Source organism: Nostoc sp. (genome assembly GCF_036917535.1).
In the GTDB taxonomy this organism is placed as follows: domain Bacteria; phylum Cyanobacteriota; class Cyanobacteriia; order Cyanobacteriales; family Nostocaceae; genus Nostoc.
The window spans coordinates 109620-126839 of record NZ_JBALDA010000063.1 but is presented as its reverse complement, the minus strand read 5'-3'; the positions used below and the strand labels follow the sequence as shown (position 1 = coordinate 126839).

At 40.9% G+C, this 17220-nt stretch carries 19 protein-coding genes, 1 tRNA gene and 1 pseudogene; 8 read left to right on the top strand and 13 right to left on the bottom strand.

Annotation, left to right across the window (positions count from 1 at the left end):
* Positions 1-108 precede the first annotated feature (108 nt).
* A pseudogene (locus V7K56_RS20990) lies at positions 109-387 on the top strand (nuclease domain-containing protein); the annotation flags it as partial.
* 385 nt (positions 388-772) lie between these two features.
* On the top strand, positions 773-1840 hold the full coding sequence (locus V7K56_RS20985) for a DUF2891 domain-containing protein (RefSeq protein WP_334913195.1): 1068 nt from the start codon (positions 773-775) through the stop codon (positions 1838-1840).
* On the opposite strand, the gene V7K56_RS20980 is transcribed toward V7K56_RS20985, so the two are convergent.
* Positions 1815-2465 carry a TraX family protein gene (locus tag V7K56_RS20980; protein ID WP_442940128.1) on the bottom strand — a complete coding sequence of 217 codons (651 nt, stop codon included), beginning with the start codon at positions 2463-2465 and terminating at the stop codon, positions 1815-1817. The genes V7K56_RS20985 and V7K56_RS20980 overlap by 26 nt on opposite strands.
* Positions 2466-2706: 241 nt before the next feature.
* Between V7K56_RS20980 and V7K56_RS20975 the strand changes: the two genes are divergently transcribed.
* The 3 genes from V7K56_RS20975 to V7K56_RS20965 all read left to right on the top strand — a co-directional run bounded on the left by V7K56_RS20975 (position 2707) and on the right by V7K56_RS20965 (position 4490).
* On the top strand, positions 2707-3285 hold the full coding sequence (locus V7K56_RS20975) for a hypothetical protein (protein ID WP_322674554.1): 579 nt from the start codon (positions 2707-2709) through the stop codon (positions 3283-3285).
* A 202-nt stretch (positions 3286-3487) separates the two neighbouring features.
* Positions 3488-3560, top strand: a tRNA-Met gene (locus V7K56_RS20970).
* A 330-nt stretch (positions 3561-3890) separates the two neighbouring features.
* A complete protein-coding gene (locus tag V7K56_RS20965; protein ID WP_334913191.1) occupies positions 3891-4490 on the top strand; it encodes a hypothetical protein in 600 nt (199 codons plus the stop codon).
* A gap of 96 nt (positions 4491-4586) precedes the next feature.
* On the opposite strand, the gene V7K56_RS20960 is transcribed toward V7K56_RS20965, so the two are convergent.
* The gene (locus tag V7K56_RS20960) at positions 4587-4919 is read right to left on the bottom strand and encodes a DUF5615 family PIN-like protein (protein WP_334913189.1); all 333 of its coding nucleotides are present in this window, start codon (positions 4917-4919) and stop codon (positions 4587-4589) included.
* Positions 4916-5167 (bottom strand): DUF433 domain-containing protein, encoded by a 252-nt coding sequence (locus tag V7K56_RS20955; RefSeq protein ID WP_334913201.1) that lies wholly within the window; start codon positions 5165-5167, stop codon positions 4916-4918. Before V7K56_RS20955 ends, V7K56_RS20960 begins: the two co-directional genes overlap by 4 nt.
* Before the next feature lie 472 nt (positions 5168-5639).
* Here V7K56_RS20955 and V7K56_RS20950 point away from each other — a divergent pair, with 472 nt between their 5' ends.
* Together V7K56_RS20950 and V7K56_RS20945 are read left to right on the top strand one after the other, a co-directional pair.
* Positions 5640-5927: a type II toxin-antitoxin system HigB family toxin gene (locus V7K56_RS20950; protein ID WP_334913187.1), complete on the top strand. Its 288-nt coding sequence runs from the start codon at positions 5640-5642 to the stop codon at positions 5925-5927.
* Positions 5927-6160, top strand: a complete 234-nt coding sequence (locus V7K56_RS20945; protein ID WP_334913185.1) for a hypothetical protein — start codon at positions 5927-5929, stop codon at positions 6158-6160. Before V7K56_RS20950 ends, V7K56_RS20945 begins: the two co-directional genes overlap by 1 nt.
* An 80-nt stretch (positions 6161-6240) precedes the next feature.
* Here V7K56_RS20945 and V7K56_RS20940 read toward each other — a convergent pair whose 3' ends face one another.
* From V7K56_RS20940 to nifB, 9 genes are all read right to left on the bottom strand, one after another.
* Entirely contained in the window at positions 6241-7014 is a 774-nt protein-coding gene (locus V7K56_RS20940) for a hypothetical protein (RefSeq protein ID WP_334913183.1), read from the bottom strand.
* A 241-nt stretch (positions 7015-7255) separates the two neighbouring features.
* Positions 7256-7639: a hypothetical protein gene (locus V7K56_RS20935; protein WP_334913181.1), complete on the bottom strand. Its 384-nt coding sequence runs from the start codon at positions 7637-7639 to the stop codon at positions 7256-7258.
* Positions 7640-7966: 327 nt separating this feature from the next.
* Positions 7967-9433, bottom strand: a complete 1467-nt coding sequence (gene nifD / locus V7K56_RS20930) for a nitrogenase molybdenum-iron protein alpha chain (RefSeq protein ID WP_334913179.1) — start codon at positions 9431-9433, stop codon at positions 7967-7969.
* Between the two features lie 154 nt (positions 9434-9587).
* On the bottom strand, positions 9588-10481 hold the full coding sequence (gene nifH / locus V7K56_RS20925) for a nitrogenase iron protein (protein ID WP_334913177.1): 894 nt from the start codon (positions 10479-10481) through the stop codon (positions 9588-9590).
* A gap of 361 nt (positions 10482-10842) precedes the next feature.
* Positions 10843-11199, bottom strand: coding sequence for a globin domain-containing protein (locus V7K56_RS20920; protein WP_334913175.1), 357 nt, complete (start codon positions 11197-11199; stop codon positions 10843-10845).
* A 317-nt stretch (positions 11200-11516) separates the two neighbouring features.
* On the bottom strand, positions 11517-12416 hold the full coding sequence (nifU, locus tag V7K56_RS20915; protein ID WP_334913173.1) for a Fe-S cluster assembly protein NifU: 900 nt from the start codon (positions 12414-12416) through the stop codon (positions 11517-11519).
* 93 nt (positions 12417-12509) lie between these two features.
* Complete coding sequence (nifS, locus tag V7K56_RS20910) at positions 12510-13718, bottom strand: cysteine desulfurase NifS (RefSeq protein WP_334913171.1); 1209 nt, start codon at positions 13716-13718, stop codon at positions 12510-12512.
* Between the two features lie 104 nt (positions 13719-13822).
* Positions 13823-14182: a 4Fe-4S binding protein gene (locus tag V7K56_RS20905; protein WP_334742246.1), complete on the bottom strand. Its 360-nt coding sequence runs from the start codon at positions 14180-14182 to the stop codon at positions 13823-13825.
* Positions 14183-14283: 101 nt separating this feature from the next.
* A complete protein-coding gene (nifB, locus tag V7K56_RS20900) occupies positions 14284-15627 on the bottom strand; it encodes a nitrogenase cofactor biosynthesis protein NifB (protein ID WP_334913168.1) in 1344 nt (447 codons plus the stop codon).
* On the opposite strand from nifB, the gene V7K56_RS20895 reads away from it, so the two are divergent.
* The gene (locus V7K56_RS20895; protein WP_334913166.1) at positions 15596-15865 is read left to right on the top strand and encodes a hypothetical protein; all 270 of its coding nucleotides are present in this window, start codon (positions 15596-15598) and stop codon (positions 15863-15865) included. The genes nifB and V7K56_RS20895 overlap by 32 nt on opposite strands.
* 873 nt (positions 15866-16738) lie before the next feature.
* Here the strand turns inward: V7K56_RS20895 and V7K56_RS20890 are convergent.
* Entirely contained in the window at positions 16739-16966 is a 228-nt protein-coding gene (locus tag V7K56_RS20890) for a hypothetical protein (RefSeq protein WP_334913164.1), read from the bottom strand.
* Positions 16967-17220: the final 254 nt, after the last annotated feature.

Sequence of the window (17220 nt, the reverse complement as noted above, 5' to 3'; positions counted from 1 at the left end):
AATCACAACTTAACTAATATATTTTAATCCTTCGCCCAAAATTACCATATTTTGGGCTATTTTTATCTGATTTTTCTTAACATTCAACATTTCTGATTTGACCCAAAATACAAATTTGAAAGTGAGGAACCAGAAAATATAAGCCGAGAAAACAAGCCCAAAAAACAGGATATCAACACAATGCACACTTATTGCCACGCAATTCTAGATAATAAAGGTAGACAAGTAGTAAATTCTGCTGCAATTCTTTACCCTGGTTCTCATATATCTTACCGCGATGCACAAATTGAAGCTTTACCTGCTTATCCAGGGGCTGAAGCTGAACTTAGAACGCATTTACATCGTATTTTAAGTAAAGCTTTGAATTCTGATAACCGCAACAGATAAATTAGAATTCAACACGTACAACCTAATATTACTTTACCTACTTGATAACGTTTTCAATCAAAAGTAAGCGATCGCTGATCAAATCATAAATACTATCTGGACTGTATAAAGTAATGAATTATACCTAAAATAATTAAATTGACCCCATGACTGGTTTAGCTTTCCCAGATTGAAGCCCAAGAATGAGCGCAAACAGGCAAAAATCATCCTATCAATTGAGCAACACTATTACTTGCAACCGCTCAACCGCACTATTATGCGGCTCAGTGCGATCGCAGTATCTACTGGGATCAAGCTTCTGTGCTAGTTCAAATTGGTTTGCTTGCTTGATGCCAGCACTTTTTCTCTATAATGCTAAAAAGGTGCAAAACTACGCTGAGAAACCATGCAACTCGAAGCAATAGAGATTGACGTAGCGATCGCAGCCAAGTTTGTTCAATTGGTGCTGAACTGCATCAACCAAGAGTATCCGCACAATAATATTTTTTGGTTTGAAAGCGATGAGGACATTAAGCCGCCACGCGAATTAATGCCAGCATTTTATGGTTGTTTGGATTGGCATTCTGCCGTACATGGGCATTGGTTACTTGCAAGGCTAGCTCGCTATTTTCCTGATGCTGAATTTCAGCCGACAGTAAGACAAGCACTAACCCAAACCCTGACTCCAGAGAAAATTCAAGGAGAAATTAATCATTTTAATCGGCGTCCCTTCTTTGAGTGTCCTTATGGATTTTCATGGCTGTTGCAACTTGCAATGGAATTGGATGAATGGAATGATTCTCAAGCTAAAGAATGGCTAGCTGCGTTAGAACCGTTAGAAACCTTAGTTGCCAACAACTTTTATCGTTGGCTTGAAAAACTCGAACTTCCCAATCGCACTGGAGCACATTTTCAAACCGCGTTTCCACTTGGTTTAGCACTCGATTGGGCGCAAAGTAAGAAGAATAAAGACTTTGCCAATCTGATCGAAGACAAAGCCCAAAAATTTTATCGGAGCGATCGCAACTATCCATTGCATTTTGAACCATTGGGTTATGATTTTGTCTCTCCCTGTCTTGCGGAAGCGGATTTAATGCGACGCATTCTTTCACCAACAGATTTTGCAAATTGGCTTACCGATTTTCTTCCACATTTACTCGCAAAAGATGCAGTAAACTGGTTGCAACCCGTACAAATAACTAAACCCAATGACTATTTACAATCTCATTTTCGGGGTCTAAATCTCAGTCGAGCTTGGATGCTTGAGGGAATAATCTCTCGATTACCCGATAACGATTCTCGACTCGATACCCTGCGCTCTGTTACTGTTTTACATCGCCAGTGCGGGTTAGTAGATGTTGCAAGTGACCATTATTCTAGTAGTCATTGGTTGGGAACGTTTGTAGTTTATCTTATAACCGCACGTGGATTAGATAGATATAGAAATCCTACCTGGACTGGATTAAATAATTGATTATACCTAAAATAATTAAATGAGCTGGGTAAAATACATAAAACCATCTAGCTTGTGAACCTTGTTGACCATTAAATTGAAAAACAATGAATCCTGCAATAATTGCCCAATATTGCACTATATCACTTATAAATAGAGTTACTAAAATAAAGTGAAAGAAGCACCAGTAGAGCAACCATACATTAGGCTTTAGTTTTTCTGTTAAAGACATCAAGAAAATTACTCCAATCCCATATACTCTATATTCAACGCCCAAGCCCTCGGCAACTACTGCACACAAGCCGATAATTATTAATTGCTGCCATAATTGTGAGTAACGCTTTATTAAGCGCAACATCACAAGTCCAAGAAGAAGCGTGAACAGAATATTAAGTGATAAGCTCTGGAAAACAATAGTGTAGATTGGTTGAGATATTATTGCTGTAATTAATAGTCTCCTCCCATAGCGGTATACGTTATGGGTATGTTTTTCGCCTTCAGCCAGAAGCCATGCAAAGAGGGGAAAGCTCAATCGCCCCAATAAGTGTAAGATTACCAACTCTGGCATTAGCAAATAGCACACATGATCCATAACCATGAATACAGCTGCTAAGATTTTAATGCTAAAAGCTGAAACTCTAATCACAACGTTATAGTTACCTTGGATTCCTTAATATAAAATCTCGAAAATTTTATTTATTTAATATAAGAGTTATTCAAAATACTAGCAATTTGATAATATTAACAAAAAGGCCAATGTCTACGATGGGCTGTTACCCTCCTGTGTCGCTCTAAGCATTAGCGTAGCGTCTCGTAGAGAAGCTATGCCAAAGGCTTTGCGTTACGCTATCGATGACGCCCTCTTTAGCAAATAAAGCAAAAATACTATGGCAAAGCGTAAGAAAAGCAATCTCCAGTGGATTAAAGAAACGCTTGAACTAAAACCTGACCATCGCTGGGAATCTCCATCAGGCTATAAGATTTTTGTCGCAGATCGGGGGGCTGTTCGCTTCAATGTTCCCCAGAATTGGGTTTTTGAGCCACAAGAAAAATCCTTCAAGTTCATGGATAAAAAACCACCTAACGATGATTGCTGTCTAGAAGTATCTTTTAATCGCCTGCCACCCAACGATTGGAGCCAGTTTCCGCTAAAATCCACTTTGAAGAAAGTCCTGGAAGACGATAGCCGCAACATCATTGAGAGGGGAGAAATTATTACCGTCAAGCGTCAAACCGCCAGAATTGTCTGGACAGAGATGAAGTTCATTGACACCCAAGAAGAACCACGGGAAGCTTTTTCGCGGACTTGCATTGGTTTGGGGTCAAATGTTCAATGCTTAATTACATTCGATTATTGGGCTGATCAAGCAGAACAATTAATACCCGTTTGGGATGAAGCAATGCGTAGTCTCACATTAGGGTTGTATATTCGTGACCCCATGACTGGTCTGGCTTTCCCAGACTGAGCTACAAAAATGAATTGTCAGCAGAGGTCAAATTCAGACAATGTATAAGATGGGCATGGTTGCAGCACCTCGCAATTTCCATGTGCTAAATTTGGAGCGGGATAGTAACTAAAGTCACAAAGCTATAGTTTAGGTTTTATATGCTGACTGGTACGCTAATTTTTGGTATGAGCGTATACCGCCGAGTGCTTTAAACTATATCGTTTGATTAGCTCAGTTGGTAGAGCGATTGACTCATAATCGATGTGTCACAGGTTCGACTCCTGTATCAAACCTCAAAGAAAGTTAGTTCACTGGTAGAGCAATCGACTCATATATAAAGGTAGATATATTAATTAATATTTTGTCTATGGTGTTATGTGCTTCAATTTCATTGACGGATAGATTGCGATCGCTCCAAGGGGCTACTTTTTGTGCTTCTCACACACAATTTCTAAATATGTAGTGGCTTTTTATCGAGTTGGGGCATGAGGCATGGGTCATCGCCAGAACGTACAACTTCGGGAGCATTTCAGACAAAATCCCTAGACAACTCTACAACAGGGATAAAATAGAAGCAATTCCCTTTTATTCAAAACGTCATATACTCAAAGCAGTGCAAAACTATGGCGTACAGTGACTTTACTTTAGAAAAAGCTGCGGCTGTTTTAGGAATTACCACCCAAGAAGCCGATCTATTTCCAAAGCTTGTACCTCTTTCCATTCCTTCTTGGTTAAATGAAACTTTAGGAAAGCGAACCCAATTAGCTCTGATTAGTGAAAAAGCTCGGAGCGAATTTATTATTGTACCGATTTTATTAACTTGTCGCGATCTCAGCCAAGATAGTTTGGCTATTTTCTCTGGACAAAGACTTGATGTTGATCCTGCACAGGGTTTGATTGGGGAATGTGATTTTATTTTAGCAATAGCTCCACCTTTACCACCATTGCGAAGCCCAATTCTCACTGTTGTGGAAGCGAAGAAAAATGATGTTGAAGCTGGGTTAGGACAGTGCATCGCGCAAATGGTAGCGGCGGATTTATTCAATCGTTCATCTGGACAAACAGAAATACCTGTGTATGGATGCGTGACAACAGGAGAAGTATGGCAGTTTCTTCAACTTTCGCAAAAAGTAGCTTTGCTTGATAAGCAAAGATATTACTTGGATAATGTAGGAGCTATTTTGGCAATTATACAGACAATTGTTCAGCGATTCAGTAATTAATTTGTGTAACACTTTGTTCTCGCAAGTGGATGAATCTATTTTTTCGCATAATGGGTTACTTATTATGAATTTCACAGACAATTCCCTTGTAAAGCTTTAGTACAATTCTAGGCAATGCAGAATTGGATTATTGAGTAGCTCCTGAATTACCTCCACCCCAGAAAGAAGTAGAGATTCAACTTGTTTTGTTGGTGCATTTTTGCAGCGTAGCCATATAACTTTAGGTGGAGAACCGTACAAACGGCTTCTTTCTGCAAAGTCTACATCTTGAGTTACGATGCAAAAGTCATTGATTTTAGCAAATTCCCATATTGCAGTATCAGTCTTTACTTCCAGCCCATGAAACTGAACGTGACTGGAATCGGGGAAAACGTCTGCTAATTGAGTTACTAACTTGCGACTCAAATTTTGATCAAAAAGCAGCTTCAAACACCACCTACCGTCCGCGTAACGTTTGGTAGAGAGGCAACTAAACGATGTTCACGGTCAGCAGCAAACTCTAGACTAGCCCTAATGTCTTCTTCTGTTAATTCAGGGAAGTCGTCTAATATCTCTCCATGAGACATACCAGCTGCCAACCAGCAGAGAACATCGTATACGGTGATTCGCATCCGTCGAATGCAAGGTTTACCACCTCGCTTGTCCGGCTCAATTGTAATAATATCGTGATAGCTCATGTGATTATAAACTGTATAGCATCTTTCTAAGTCTAAAACAGCTTCACATTGCGGTGCAAGGAAGCGATCGCTACAACACTCTACTTCTTGTGCATCCCGTAGATAATACTTAAAGCCGATCGCCACAACACTCTACTTCTTTTATTGCGATGTCTACGACTAGTTAAGCCTATGCACTATCTCGTAAATTAGTTTTATTAACGCGCAATCATCGGGATTTATGCAAAGTACCGGAATTGTTAATTGAGGATTGGACGGTTCAATGCGATCACTTAGTTTTTTGTCGAGTGAGGGTGTAGGCGTAGCCCGTAGCAGACATCACCACAATGGTCTACTTCTTATCCATCTCACACACAATCTCTAAATATGCAGTAGTATGTTGTTGAATAAAGGCAATGATTAAAATATAAGATTATCACAAGGAGGTGAATTATATGCATTACAGAATTATTAAAACATTAGGGGTCTTTAGATGCACGTTATTACTCGTAAACGACTGAATGAATTTGCTAAACTTCATCCAGATACAAATAACGCCTTGACTCAGTGGTATCAATTAGTCAAGGGAAATGAGTTTTCCTCATTTGTAGAGCTCCGTGAAATGTTTCCATCAGCAGATCAAGTTGGTAAATTGACAGTGTTTAATATTGGTGGTAATAAAGTTCGACTCATTGCTGCAATTCACTACAACCGCCAAAAGGTCTACATTCGGTCTGTGTTAACGCATTCAGAATATGATGAAGGAAAGTGGAAGGAATAATGCAAAGCCTAAACTTAGATCAAACCATTACTGCTTGGTCATCCATTGCCGAAAACGTCTTTGTTCCTCATACAGAAGAGGAATATAAACGCTTGGTTGAGATCCTTGATTTTCTCATCGATCAAGTTGGTGAAGACGAGACGCATCCACTCGCGTCTCTAATGGAGGTTATCGGTGTTTTAATTGAAAACTACGAAACTGAATACATTTCTGAATTAGAGCCGATCGCTTAACTTCATTTAGTATAAATATACAGTGGTGTGTTGTTGAATTCGGGCTTTGGAGATGTGCGGCTCTTAAAGTTAGCGCCAGCTTATTCACTCCTAATAATCCTCTTGCAACTTCCACATAAATCTAAATTTTCCGCTTTAGTTTCTTCAATAGTTTTAAAAAATAAAATTGTTTTTTGATGTTCAGGTTTTTCTACACGAGGGTAATGACTGCAACCATTAGGTAGATGATAACAATATCTTCCCCGTTTAGCTCTAACTGGATAATCTCTATAAATGGGGTCTTCGTTAATATTCGTACTCAATTTTTCAATATATGAGTAAACCCAATTGAGTAGACGTGATGTTTGGTATAAAGTTTTTAGCCTTGAATTTTTTACAATTTTTTCGTCCAGGACTTCCAGCATTTCCTGTATATTTTCCTTGGAAGATTCTTGATTTATATAAGAAACGATCAAATTCGTTAAAATTTTCTCAGTTTTTTTGAAACTCTTTTCTCGTCTAATTGCTTCAAAAGTAAAAATGGCATAACATGAATGCCAAGTATCTTGAATTTTACTTAACAAACCATAATGTTTTCTCTTAAGAGGATCTAACCTATCAAGAATAAAATCTTTTTGTTCATCTAATTCACATAATTTCCAATCAACTAAATCTCTGTCAGAGCTATTAACGCCTATTGTGAGTAACTCAATAGCTCTCAGGAGTAGCCAATACTCTGAGTCAAGTCTGTTTAGTTTATTAGCTTCTCTCTTATCTGCTGTAGCAATTACTGACTCAGAGGCAGCAATATGATGAAGTTTTGCTCTAACTTCCTGCCATATTGAGTTAAGAGACTGATCCACTGCCTTATTCAACTGCCATTTATATGTCTTAAACCCACTAAATAGGTAGTTAGTGAGAGATTGAACAAGGTTTATAGGAAAAGCATGGCTTGCAGTGAGTCCAAGAAAAAACCATGCAAAAAATACTACAAAAAAGAATAATAAAGTTGTAATGTAGTTCCAGAGTCTCCTCCAAAATGACTTTAATCTTAAGTGTTTAGGAAGTTCTGTCGCTAAAAATTCAGGATTTGAAGAGAAATTTAAGTGAAGTTCTTCAGCCCCGAAAGTACTGATTTCCTCCTGCTATATTTCCTGTATTTTGTGGAGCATTAATATTTGATCCAGAACCAGTAGAAACCTGATTAACAGTTCCGCTATTTTGATTTCCCTCAATCTCGATCAGCTTGATAACTACACTTTCCAGTTCTTCACGAAAAGCGACATTGTTTGGAGCCTCTTTAATGATTGCTGCTTTCAAAACTGCCGGATTTTGTGTAGCTTCCTGAATTTCTTGTCTACCAGCGAAGTGAGTATATATTACACCCACTAACTTTTGAAGGTAGTCTTTTGCATCCGCCCCCAACTTTTGCAAAGCACCACCTGAAACTTGCAGTGCAAAATACTCCACAGCCTTGGTTGCTAAAGTCTCTAAAAGCATAGTTTGGGTAGATGTCTCAGATCATAGGTGAACAAGAGTGTTGGTTTTGGTTATGCCTTACTCTTTACGTGTAATATTGTTCTTTTTATCACAGACAAAGAAATATGGCAAGATAGAATTCTTTAACCTTACGGGGTTTTAACAGATTTATTGGTTGCATCTCAAGTAAGTTAACAATTATGCTGCAAACAACAGCCATTTAATCTAAAAATCGTCAATTAAAATAGTTTTCAATTTTACAGTTTTTCTTTGAGCAAAATGCCATTCAAATATTTAAACCATATTCCATAAGAGTTTTGCTATCTAAAGCATCAAAATAGATTGTTCCTACATAACCCTGCAACTCGCATTTAGGCTAGAAATAAGCTGCTTTTTTCTACCGCAGCGAAAAAACCTTGCATTATATGATGTTGAGGAGCGATCGCTAGGTTCGGAGTAATCCCAAGAGTGCATTTGACGGAAAGGAAGACCCATCTTTTGGAAGACGTACTTCTCTTTCACACCAGAAGCTACGAGGTCAGGCTTCAGCGCTTTGATAAATTCCTCGAATTCGTAAGCGGTAACGTCGTCATAAACGATGGTGCCGTTTTCGATGTAGTGAGTGGTACGTTTGTAGTCATCGTTATGAGCGAACTCATAACCTGTACCAATCATCTTCATACCCAAGTCTTGGAAAGCTGGGACAACGTGGCGAGGACGTAGACCACCAACCATGATGGCAACAGTCTTACCTTCCAAGCGAGGGCGATATTTCTTAAGAATCGTATCCATTGTAGGCTGATACTTGGCGATGACCTTCTCAGCGTTTGCTTGGATTGTTTCGTCAAACTTAGAAGCGATTTCCCGTAAAGATTCAGCAATCTTGGTGGGGCCGAAGAAATTATACTCAAGCCAGGGTATACCGTAAGCTTCTTCCATGTGACGGCTGATATAGTTCATTGACCGATAGCAGTGGATGAGGTTCATCTTCACATTGGGGGTCATCAACATTTCGTTAATGGTGCCATCACCAGACCACTGAGCGACTACGCGCAAGCCGAGTTCTTCTAACAGGATGCGGCTCGCCCAAGCATCACCACCGATATTATAGTCACCAATAATTGCCACATCATAAGGGGTACTTTCAAACTGAAGTGTACCGTCTTTTTTGGCTTGGTCTGCTCTGGTGAACACCCAGTCACGAACCATGTCGTTAGCAATGTGGTGTCCCAAAGATTGGGAAACACCCCGGAAGCCTTCGCAACGCACAGGTACAACTGGCTTACCAATTGTTTTCGATGTCTTGCGAGCAACAGCTTCGATGTCATCCCCAATTAGACCAATGGGACATTCAGATTGAATGGAAACACCACGGTTGAGGGGGAAAAGTACATCAAGTTCTTCGATCAGCTTGACAAGTTTCTTGTCACCACCGAAAACGATATCTCTTTCTTGGAAGTCGGAGGTAAAGTGCATGGTACCAAAGGTGTCAACACCTGTGGTGCCGATGTAGTAGTTACGACGACCAGACCAAGACCAGTAACCGCAACCTACAGGCCCGTGGCTGATGTGGATCATGTCTTTAATAGGACCCCAAACCACACCTTTAGAACCAGCGTAAGCACAACCACGAGCGGTCATTACCCCAGGAAGAGATTTGATGTTAGACTTAACGCCGCAATCGGACTTACCTTCTTCGTATACTTTTAAGTGTTTTTCCCGCTTTTTAGCGGCTTTTTCTGGATAAGCACTGAGAACTTCTTTAATTAGCTCTTTTCTTTCTTCGATGATGTTTTGATTTTCTGGAGGTGTCATATTTAGCCTCTGTAACTCTTAAGGATGGGGGCATAAGGGGACTAGGAGTCCCCTCTAAATTTAGGGGGGATGTAAGGGAAAGGTGAAAGGTAAAAGGGAAGATATGAAACTCTTCCTTTTTCCTTGTGCTAAAGCATTATTTCTTAGCGCCGACTTATGCTACGGGAGCTTCTTCAGCAGTCTTACCTACCAACTTGGCAGCATTTTCCTCGCTTTCGAGAATACCGAATTCAATCAACAAGTCTTCTAGTTCTTCCATTTCAATAGGCGTAGGAATAGCTAGATTTTTGTTATTGATGATCTTGGTAGCCAATGTCCGATATTCGTTAGCTTGGTTGCTTTCTGGTGCGTACTCGTTAACAGTCATCCGGCGTAATTCTGCGTGTTGAACAATGTTGTCACGGGGTACGAAGTGAATCATTTGGGTGTTCAACCGTTTTGCCAAGGTTTCGATGAGTTCGTGTTCCCGGTCAGTTTTACGGCTGTTACAAATCAAACCACCCAAACGCACGCCACCTGTGTGAGCATACTTAAGAACACCACGAGCGATGTTGTTAGCAGCGTACATCGCCATCATTTCACCCGATGTCACGATGTAGATTTCTTGTGCTTTACCTTCACGAATAGGCATAGCAAAACCACCGCAAACAACGTCACCCAATACGTCGTAAGATACGAAGTCTAGGTCTTGGTAAGCACCATTTTCTTCCAAGAAGTTGATGGCGGTGATAATACCACGACCGGCGCAACCTACACCGGGTTCTGGACCACCAGATTCTACGCAACGAACGTCACGGAAACCCTTGAGCATAACTTCTTCGATTTCGATATCTTCTACTGCACCACGTTCTGCGGCGAGGTGAAGAACGGTTGTTTGAGCTTTGCTGTGCAGCATCAAGCGGGTAGAGTCAGCTTTAGGGTCGCAACCAACGATAAGAATGCGTTGGCCCATTTCTGCCATAGCTGCCAAGGTGTTTTGAGAGGTGGTAGATTTACCGATACCGCCCTTACCGTAGAAAGCTATCTGTCTAATATTTTCGTCAGTCATGATTTGTGTATTCCTACAATTGGTTGGTTGGTGGGTCTTTTTCGTTTGTCTTTGGGCTACTCACGCTTGTTGAGCTACAGCAGTGAGGGGATGTAGAACGTCACCGGTGGCGATCGCTCTACAGCTAAAATGATTGAAAGCAAATACATATATTTCTTGGTTAAATTTCTTTTCTTTTTGTTTTTTGTTCCCGAAGTTCTGATCGCCGGAAACCGGCGATCAGACTTCTCTCTTTGTCATTTGTTTTGACAATGAACAAAGAAAATTACGCAATTTACAAATACGTCATAATGTGTTTCAGCTTGCAAGATTCAATAGGACTTGATATTGTTATTTGTCAACAATCAATGCATAAATCCTATTACTTGTTCAAAATAGCGCCCTTGAAATTTGAGACGCGCTCTAGTGCAGCTTGGGTGTCTTCTGGCGACTCTCCACGCACAGCCATTGATTCACCCAGGAGTTTTGCGATCTCATCGAAGTGTTGTTGCTGTAAATTCAATCCTGCGTGGGTTTTGTCCATTGGACGACCGGTGTATTGCTTTGGCCCTTCAAATATTTGAGATAAGAAAGCAACTAGATGATTACGTTGCTTCGCCATATCTGTACCAGCAAAAATGGGATTGAGGAGGCTATCTGTGGCAATGCGTTTGTGGAGTTCATCTACTATTTGTTCAATAGCTGATTGTCCACCAAGTTTGTCGTACAATGTACTCATATTCTATTCCTTTGAAGCGAGTTAGATGATGAATTTGCTTTTTAGGCGCTTAATCTCTTCGCCTATATGCTGTTAGCCGTCATAGTTGATAGGACTGATACCAATTCGTAATTTGTAATACCTTGGGGGGAGCAATCCTTCGGGTGTCTACGTAATTTGTAGTTAAGAAAGTTTGATTTCAATCTGTATCTTTCTTTTGACGAATTGGTATGAAGCATTGAGTGGAGACAATGATTCAATTCAAATCCTACTTTCTGTTCCTGGCTGAATGCATATTAGGGCGTATTTGTAGAGTACGTTAAGTCCTACAGCAATTCCTAAACTGCTTCGACTACAAGGCTCTTGCTGACACGATCTTGTAATCTGGCTTCGATCGCAATTTTTAGGGTTGCTGTACTACTAGAACAGGAACCGCAAGCACCTTGCAATACAACTTTAACGCGATCGCCTTCTACATCATAGAGTTCTACATCTCCCCCGTCAGCGATGAGTACGGGTCTAACTTCTTCATCGAGAACCTTTTGAATTAGAGCAATCTTTTGGACGTTGGTTAGCGATCGCTCTTTGGACGTAACAATTTCTGTGGCAACTTGTACGCCATAATTGTTGAGAGCAGGTGAGGCGTATTCCTGTTGAACTGATTTAATTATATCATCAATGTTCGCCAAACAGGAACCGCATCCACCACCAGCTTTCACATAATTTGTTACTTGTTCAGCACCAGTGAGATTATTTTCTAGAACGACGCGGCGAATTTTGGACTCGCTGATCCCAAAGCAACTGCAAACTAACGCGCCTTCATCGTCATCATCATGGGAAGCTAGAGGAATGCCACGATAATTATAGATAGCAGCTTCTAGCGCTTCTTGCCCCATGACAGAGCAATGCATCTTTGCTTCTGGTAAACCACCAAGGTAATCTGCAATGTCTCTGTTGGACACTTTCAGGGCTTCATCTAAGGTTAAACCTTTGACCATTTCGGTTAATGCACTAGAAGATGCGATCGCACTAGTACAGCCAAAGGTTTGAAAGCGAGCATCTAGAATCTTATCAGATTCTACTTCTACTTTCAGGTGCAATCTCAGTGCATCGCCACAAGCAATGCTACCGATTTCTCCCGTTGCAACCTTAACTCCAGCTTCGCTGGTTTCTTCAATTTCTCCCTGATTCTTGGGATCGTAAAACAGTTCTAATACTTTATCGGTGTAGTCCCACATAATGAATTTTAGATTTTAGATTTTGGATTTTAGATTGGGGGATTGGGTACTGGGTATTGGGAAAATTCTTCCCTAATCCCCAGTCCCTAGTCCCTAGCGATGCGCCAGTGCTTGTTCTTGTCCTTGCAGCCAATCTGCATTATCATTTTTGAATGGTGAGAGGGCACGTAAACGTTCTATAATACTAGGCATTACCTCTATGACTTGATCGATTTCAGCTTCTGTGGTGTAGCGACAAAGACTGAAGCGGATGGAACCGTGCAAAGTTGTGTATGGTAAGCCCATTGCCCGCAGGACGTGGGAGGGTTCCAGAGAACCGGAGGTGCAAGCAGAACCCGATGATGCACAGATACCGAATTTGTTCAATAACAGTAGAATTGCTTCACCTTCGATGTACTTGAAGCCGATATTTGTGGTGTTTGGCAATCTCTGCGTAACGTCACCGTTAACTACACAATCGGGAATTTTAGCGAGTAAAGTTTGTTCGAGGCGATCGCGCAGCCTTCTTTCTCTTGTGGTCGCTTCTTCTAAGTGTAACAGTTCTAGTTGGGCAGCTTTGCCCAAGGCGATAATTCCTGGAACATTCTCTGTTCCTGCTCTACGTCCGCGTTCTTGGTGTCCCCCAAGAATAAAGGGACGGAACCGAACCCCACGCCGAATATATAAAGCACCAATTCCTTTAGGGCCGTGCAGCTTGTGACCAGACAGAGTTAACATATCCACGGTACTAGTCTTCATATTTAAGGGGATTTTTCCCACAGCTTGCACCGCATCTACATGGAAGATAGCGCCATATTCTTTTACGCGCAACCCAATTTGCTCAATCGGGAAAACCGTGCCGGTTTCATTATTAGCATACATAATTGTCACCAGGGCGGTGTTACCCGTCAAGGAGGCTTCTAGTTCATCTAGATCCAACTGCCCTTGATGATTTACTGATAGATAGGTAACAGTGTAACCTTGGGTTTCTAATTGTTTGCAGACATTGAGTACTGCTGGATGTTCAACTTGGGTGGTGATGATATGTCGCTTTTCTGGTTGCGACAACAGTGCGGCTCGAATCGCCGCGTTATCTCCCTCAGTTCCACAACTTGTGTAGACAATTTCTGACTCATCGGCTCCCAAAAGGGCTGCAAGTTGCGCTCTTGCTGTTTTCACTGCTTTACCGACTTGCCCACCAAAGGTATGCATACTGGAGGGATTGCCGTAATAGTCTGTGAGATAAGGTAGCATTACCTCTATAACTTCTGAGTCTACCTTAGTGGTGGCATTATTATCGAGATAGATGCAGTTATTTTGCATAGTTATTTTGGAAGGGGACGGGGAAGAGGAGTAAGGGAAAGGCGGATAATTATTAATGCTTTTTAATCCTTACTCTTTAACCTTTGCATTTTAAACATTTAGCTTTAATTAGGCTTCGCTCCCACTGATTGGGATTGACGCTTTTGCAACTGTTGTGAGTATGTCTGGCTATAACGGTCAAACCAACGATCCCAATAATCTTGTTTATTTGTTAATTTTGCAACTACGCGGTTGTAATTAGCAAACCAGCCTTCCCAATAATCGCTAGGCTGCTTAACGCAACCGTCGCAGGTGGGACAACCAGCTTTACACTGAGGTACGGTATGAATGCTACCAACGCAGTTTGTACAAAGTTCAGGGTCAATCCAGTGCTGTCCGTCAATCACTTTAACTGCATTTGTGGGACATACAGATAGACAGAGATTGCAGGAAATACACTGGCTAGTCATAATTTTGTAAGCCATGATTATTCTCCTTTTTTGGGTAAGGGGCATTAGGCATTAGGGATTGGGTACTGAGTATTGGGAAAATTCTTCTTTAATTCCCAGCCCCCAGTCCCTATTCCCTAATTTCCTAATTCCTTAACGTATTGCTCGTAAAACTCCAAAGCAACCTTCTCAATCACGTCGTAAGCTTCAATACTCTGTATTCCAGCTTTTTGCAATTTCTCTTGAGGACTGTTACCAATCTTGGAGACTAAAACTGCTTTGCAATCTGCGATCGCTTTCATTATATGCTCGAAAGAAGCTTCCTCGCTGTATCCACCTTGGCAGTATTGGTCAATTTTCCGATGACCGACAAAGCGAGCTTCGTTGCCATCCACTTCATAAATTTGGAATTCCTTCGCATGACCGAAGTGTTGGTTAACTAATCCGCCGCCTTTGGTTGCGACTGCAACGAGAACTTTCGGACTGTTGGCAATTTTCTTGCCGGCTAGCGCCTTGTCTTTGGCTACTTTAAGTTCTTCTTTAAACTTCTCAATACCTTCGTGAACTTCTTGACGTTTCTCCATGTCGTATTCTGGAGTCATTTCCAAGAATTTCTCTTTGGAAAATTCTTGGCTGCGGTCTTCTCCCAACAATCCGACTGCATCGGCACGGCACTGGCGACAGTGACGCATCATTTTCATGTTACCAGAGCAGTTGTCTTGAACTTCTTTAAGTTCTTTGGGTGTGGGACCGCGTTGACCGATTAAACCGAAGTGTGTACCATGTTCTGGTGCAGAAATCAATGGCATGATGTTGTGCAAGAATGCACCTTTTTCCCGAATGACTCGATTCACTTCAATTAAGTGCTGGTCATTAATTCCAGGAATCATCACGGAGTTGACTTTGCACAAGATGTCAGCATCTTTAAGGGCTTGCAATCCTTCCATCTGTCTTTCGTGGAGAATTTTTGCGCCTTCAAGACCTCTGTAACGCTTGCGCTTATAGTGAACCCAAGGATAAATCTTAGCACCGATCTCTGGATCTACTGCGTTAATGGTGATCGTAACGTGATCTATATTTAATTGTTTAATGCGATCAACGTAATCCGGCAGCATTAAACCATTGGTTGATAAGCATAACTTGATGTCTGGTGCTTGCTCTGCAATCAACTCAAATGTGCGGAAAGTCTTATCTGGGTTTGCCAATGGGTCGCCAGGACCGGCAATTCCCACAACTGTCATTTGAGGAATCTTGCCGCCAATAACTAAAGCTTTGTGTGCTGCTTGTTCTGGTGTTAGCAACTCGCTAACTACTCCAGGACGGCTTTCGTTAGCGCAATCATATTTGCGGTTGCAATAGTTGCATTGAATGTTGCAAGCGGGAGCAACTGCAACGTGCATCCGAGCATAGTGGTGATGAGCGTCTTCGCTGTAGCAGGGATGTTTCGCAATGCGTTCTTGGAGCTTTTCGTCCCTTTCCACGGTGGCGTTGCTGGTGCTGTCGCAGCCGCAACCACCTGATTTTGCTTGGGTTGGCGATTCCGTGGTGGGAGAGTTGAGGAGTCGTTTAGACGATGATGTCATTGAATTTCGCAAAAGGTCGGTGGACTTGGCTGCCACTGTGGGAGATGCTGTTGCTACTCTCTATGCCCAGGAATTGAAGTCGCGTCTTCCACACTGCCTGCAAACGCCTGGGTTTTGGCGACTTGTTTTCAAGTAAGGCAGGCAAGAAATCTTTTGATGTTCGGCTGGTGTGTGTCAATGTTCGGTTCTTGGGTAGAATTTGTGCCCCAAGGCGCGACTTCTATTCACTTCAGGCATGGTGCTATGTCATCCCTCCACTTACTCTTCGCTTCGTTTTGGAGCGTTAGGTAATTGGCGATATAAGATTTATAGCAGCCGTCTCCTAGACAGACAGCGCGTCTATCTAGGATAGAATTTATTGGATTTATTACGCTTGTACTCAAATAATAAAAATCCTAATTATTCAAGGATTACAAGAATTAAAAAATTTTTTTCCGGGTAGGGGTTCTAGTATTTTTTAGTTGGGGTTCTAGTGTTTCTTGACAGGGGTTCAGGATTTATTTGTACTCAGCCACAACCCAACCCCAGTAAGGACTTTATCTAACTTAAAACTGGGTTTGGGTTATTTAAATGTGTACTCAGATTGCCCTCTAATTCCGTCAAAAGCAATAATTGCCAAGGGTTTGAGGGTGAAAAACTGGAGTAGTCTATATCGTTCCTACTCCAGAAACGTGCGAAATTCAATTCTGTATCTAACATATCATTTTTTTTAGGGTAAAAATGCACTTTATATTTATTTAATTTTCCTTTGATAATAATGTTCAATTATGCCTTTAAGCCTTATCTGATAAGCCGTATGAGCTACTGGAAACAGATGTGTTGCTGCACATATTTTTCAAAAAGTTTAACTTTCAACACCTTTTTTTCATTTTCCCAATGAGGAGATGGGTAAGAAACTCTCAGATTTTGTGTTTGAGAGAAACAACTAACTATAATTTAACATGATTGAGCGATCGCAATCAAATTTTTTAATTGTTCATTACAAACTAGTCTTTCGCCCTTTCCCTAATTAAGAAGTAATAAGGACATCACCTTCTTGTTGAATAATTACTCCTAAGCCTGGTTTTTGGCTATCAATTAATACAGTTATTTTTTTAGCAATTTCATCTACTTGATTATTACTACATATTGCCTTTGCTACTTGTAAATGTAATAGGATGATTGATATACCTATTAGTAAAGCTAGAATTTTGTAGTGGATTTTTATTAGTGATAAAGTGTTAATGAGCACTAGCATAATTTATATCCTCAAATTATTTAGACATATTGAATTTCTCCATCATTGATACAATCTTGATTAGATTTACAATTATTCTTAATTTCAGTACGGTAATAGTTACAGGATATGGGAGTATTTTTTTAGTATCAATTCATTTTTTTACAGTAGCGTCAGTGTAAATATTTAGTTTTGTCTGTGTAACAGCTTGCCTGACTTTTCCACAACCCCAAGCAAATACGATTTTTTTAGAGAGCGCTAAATCCTATAGACGA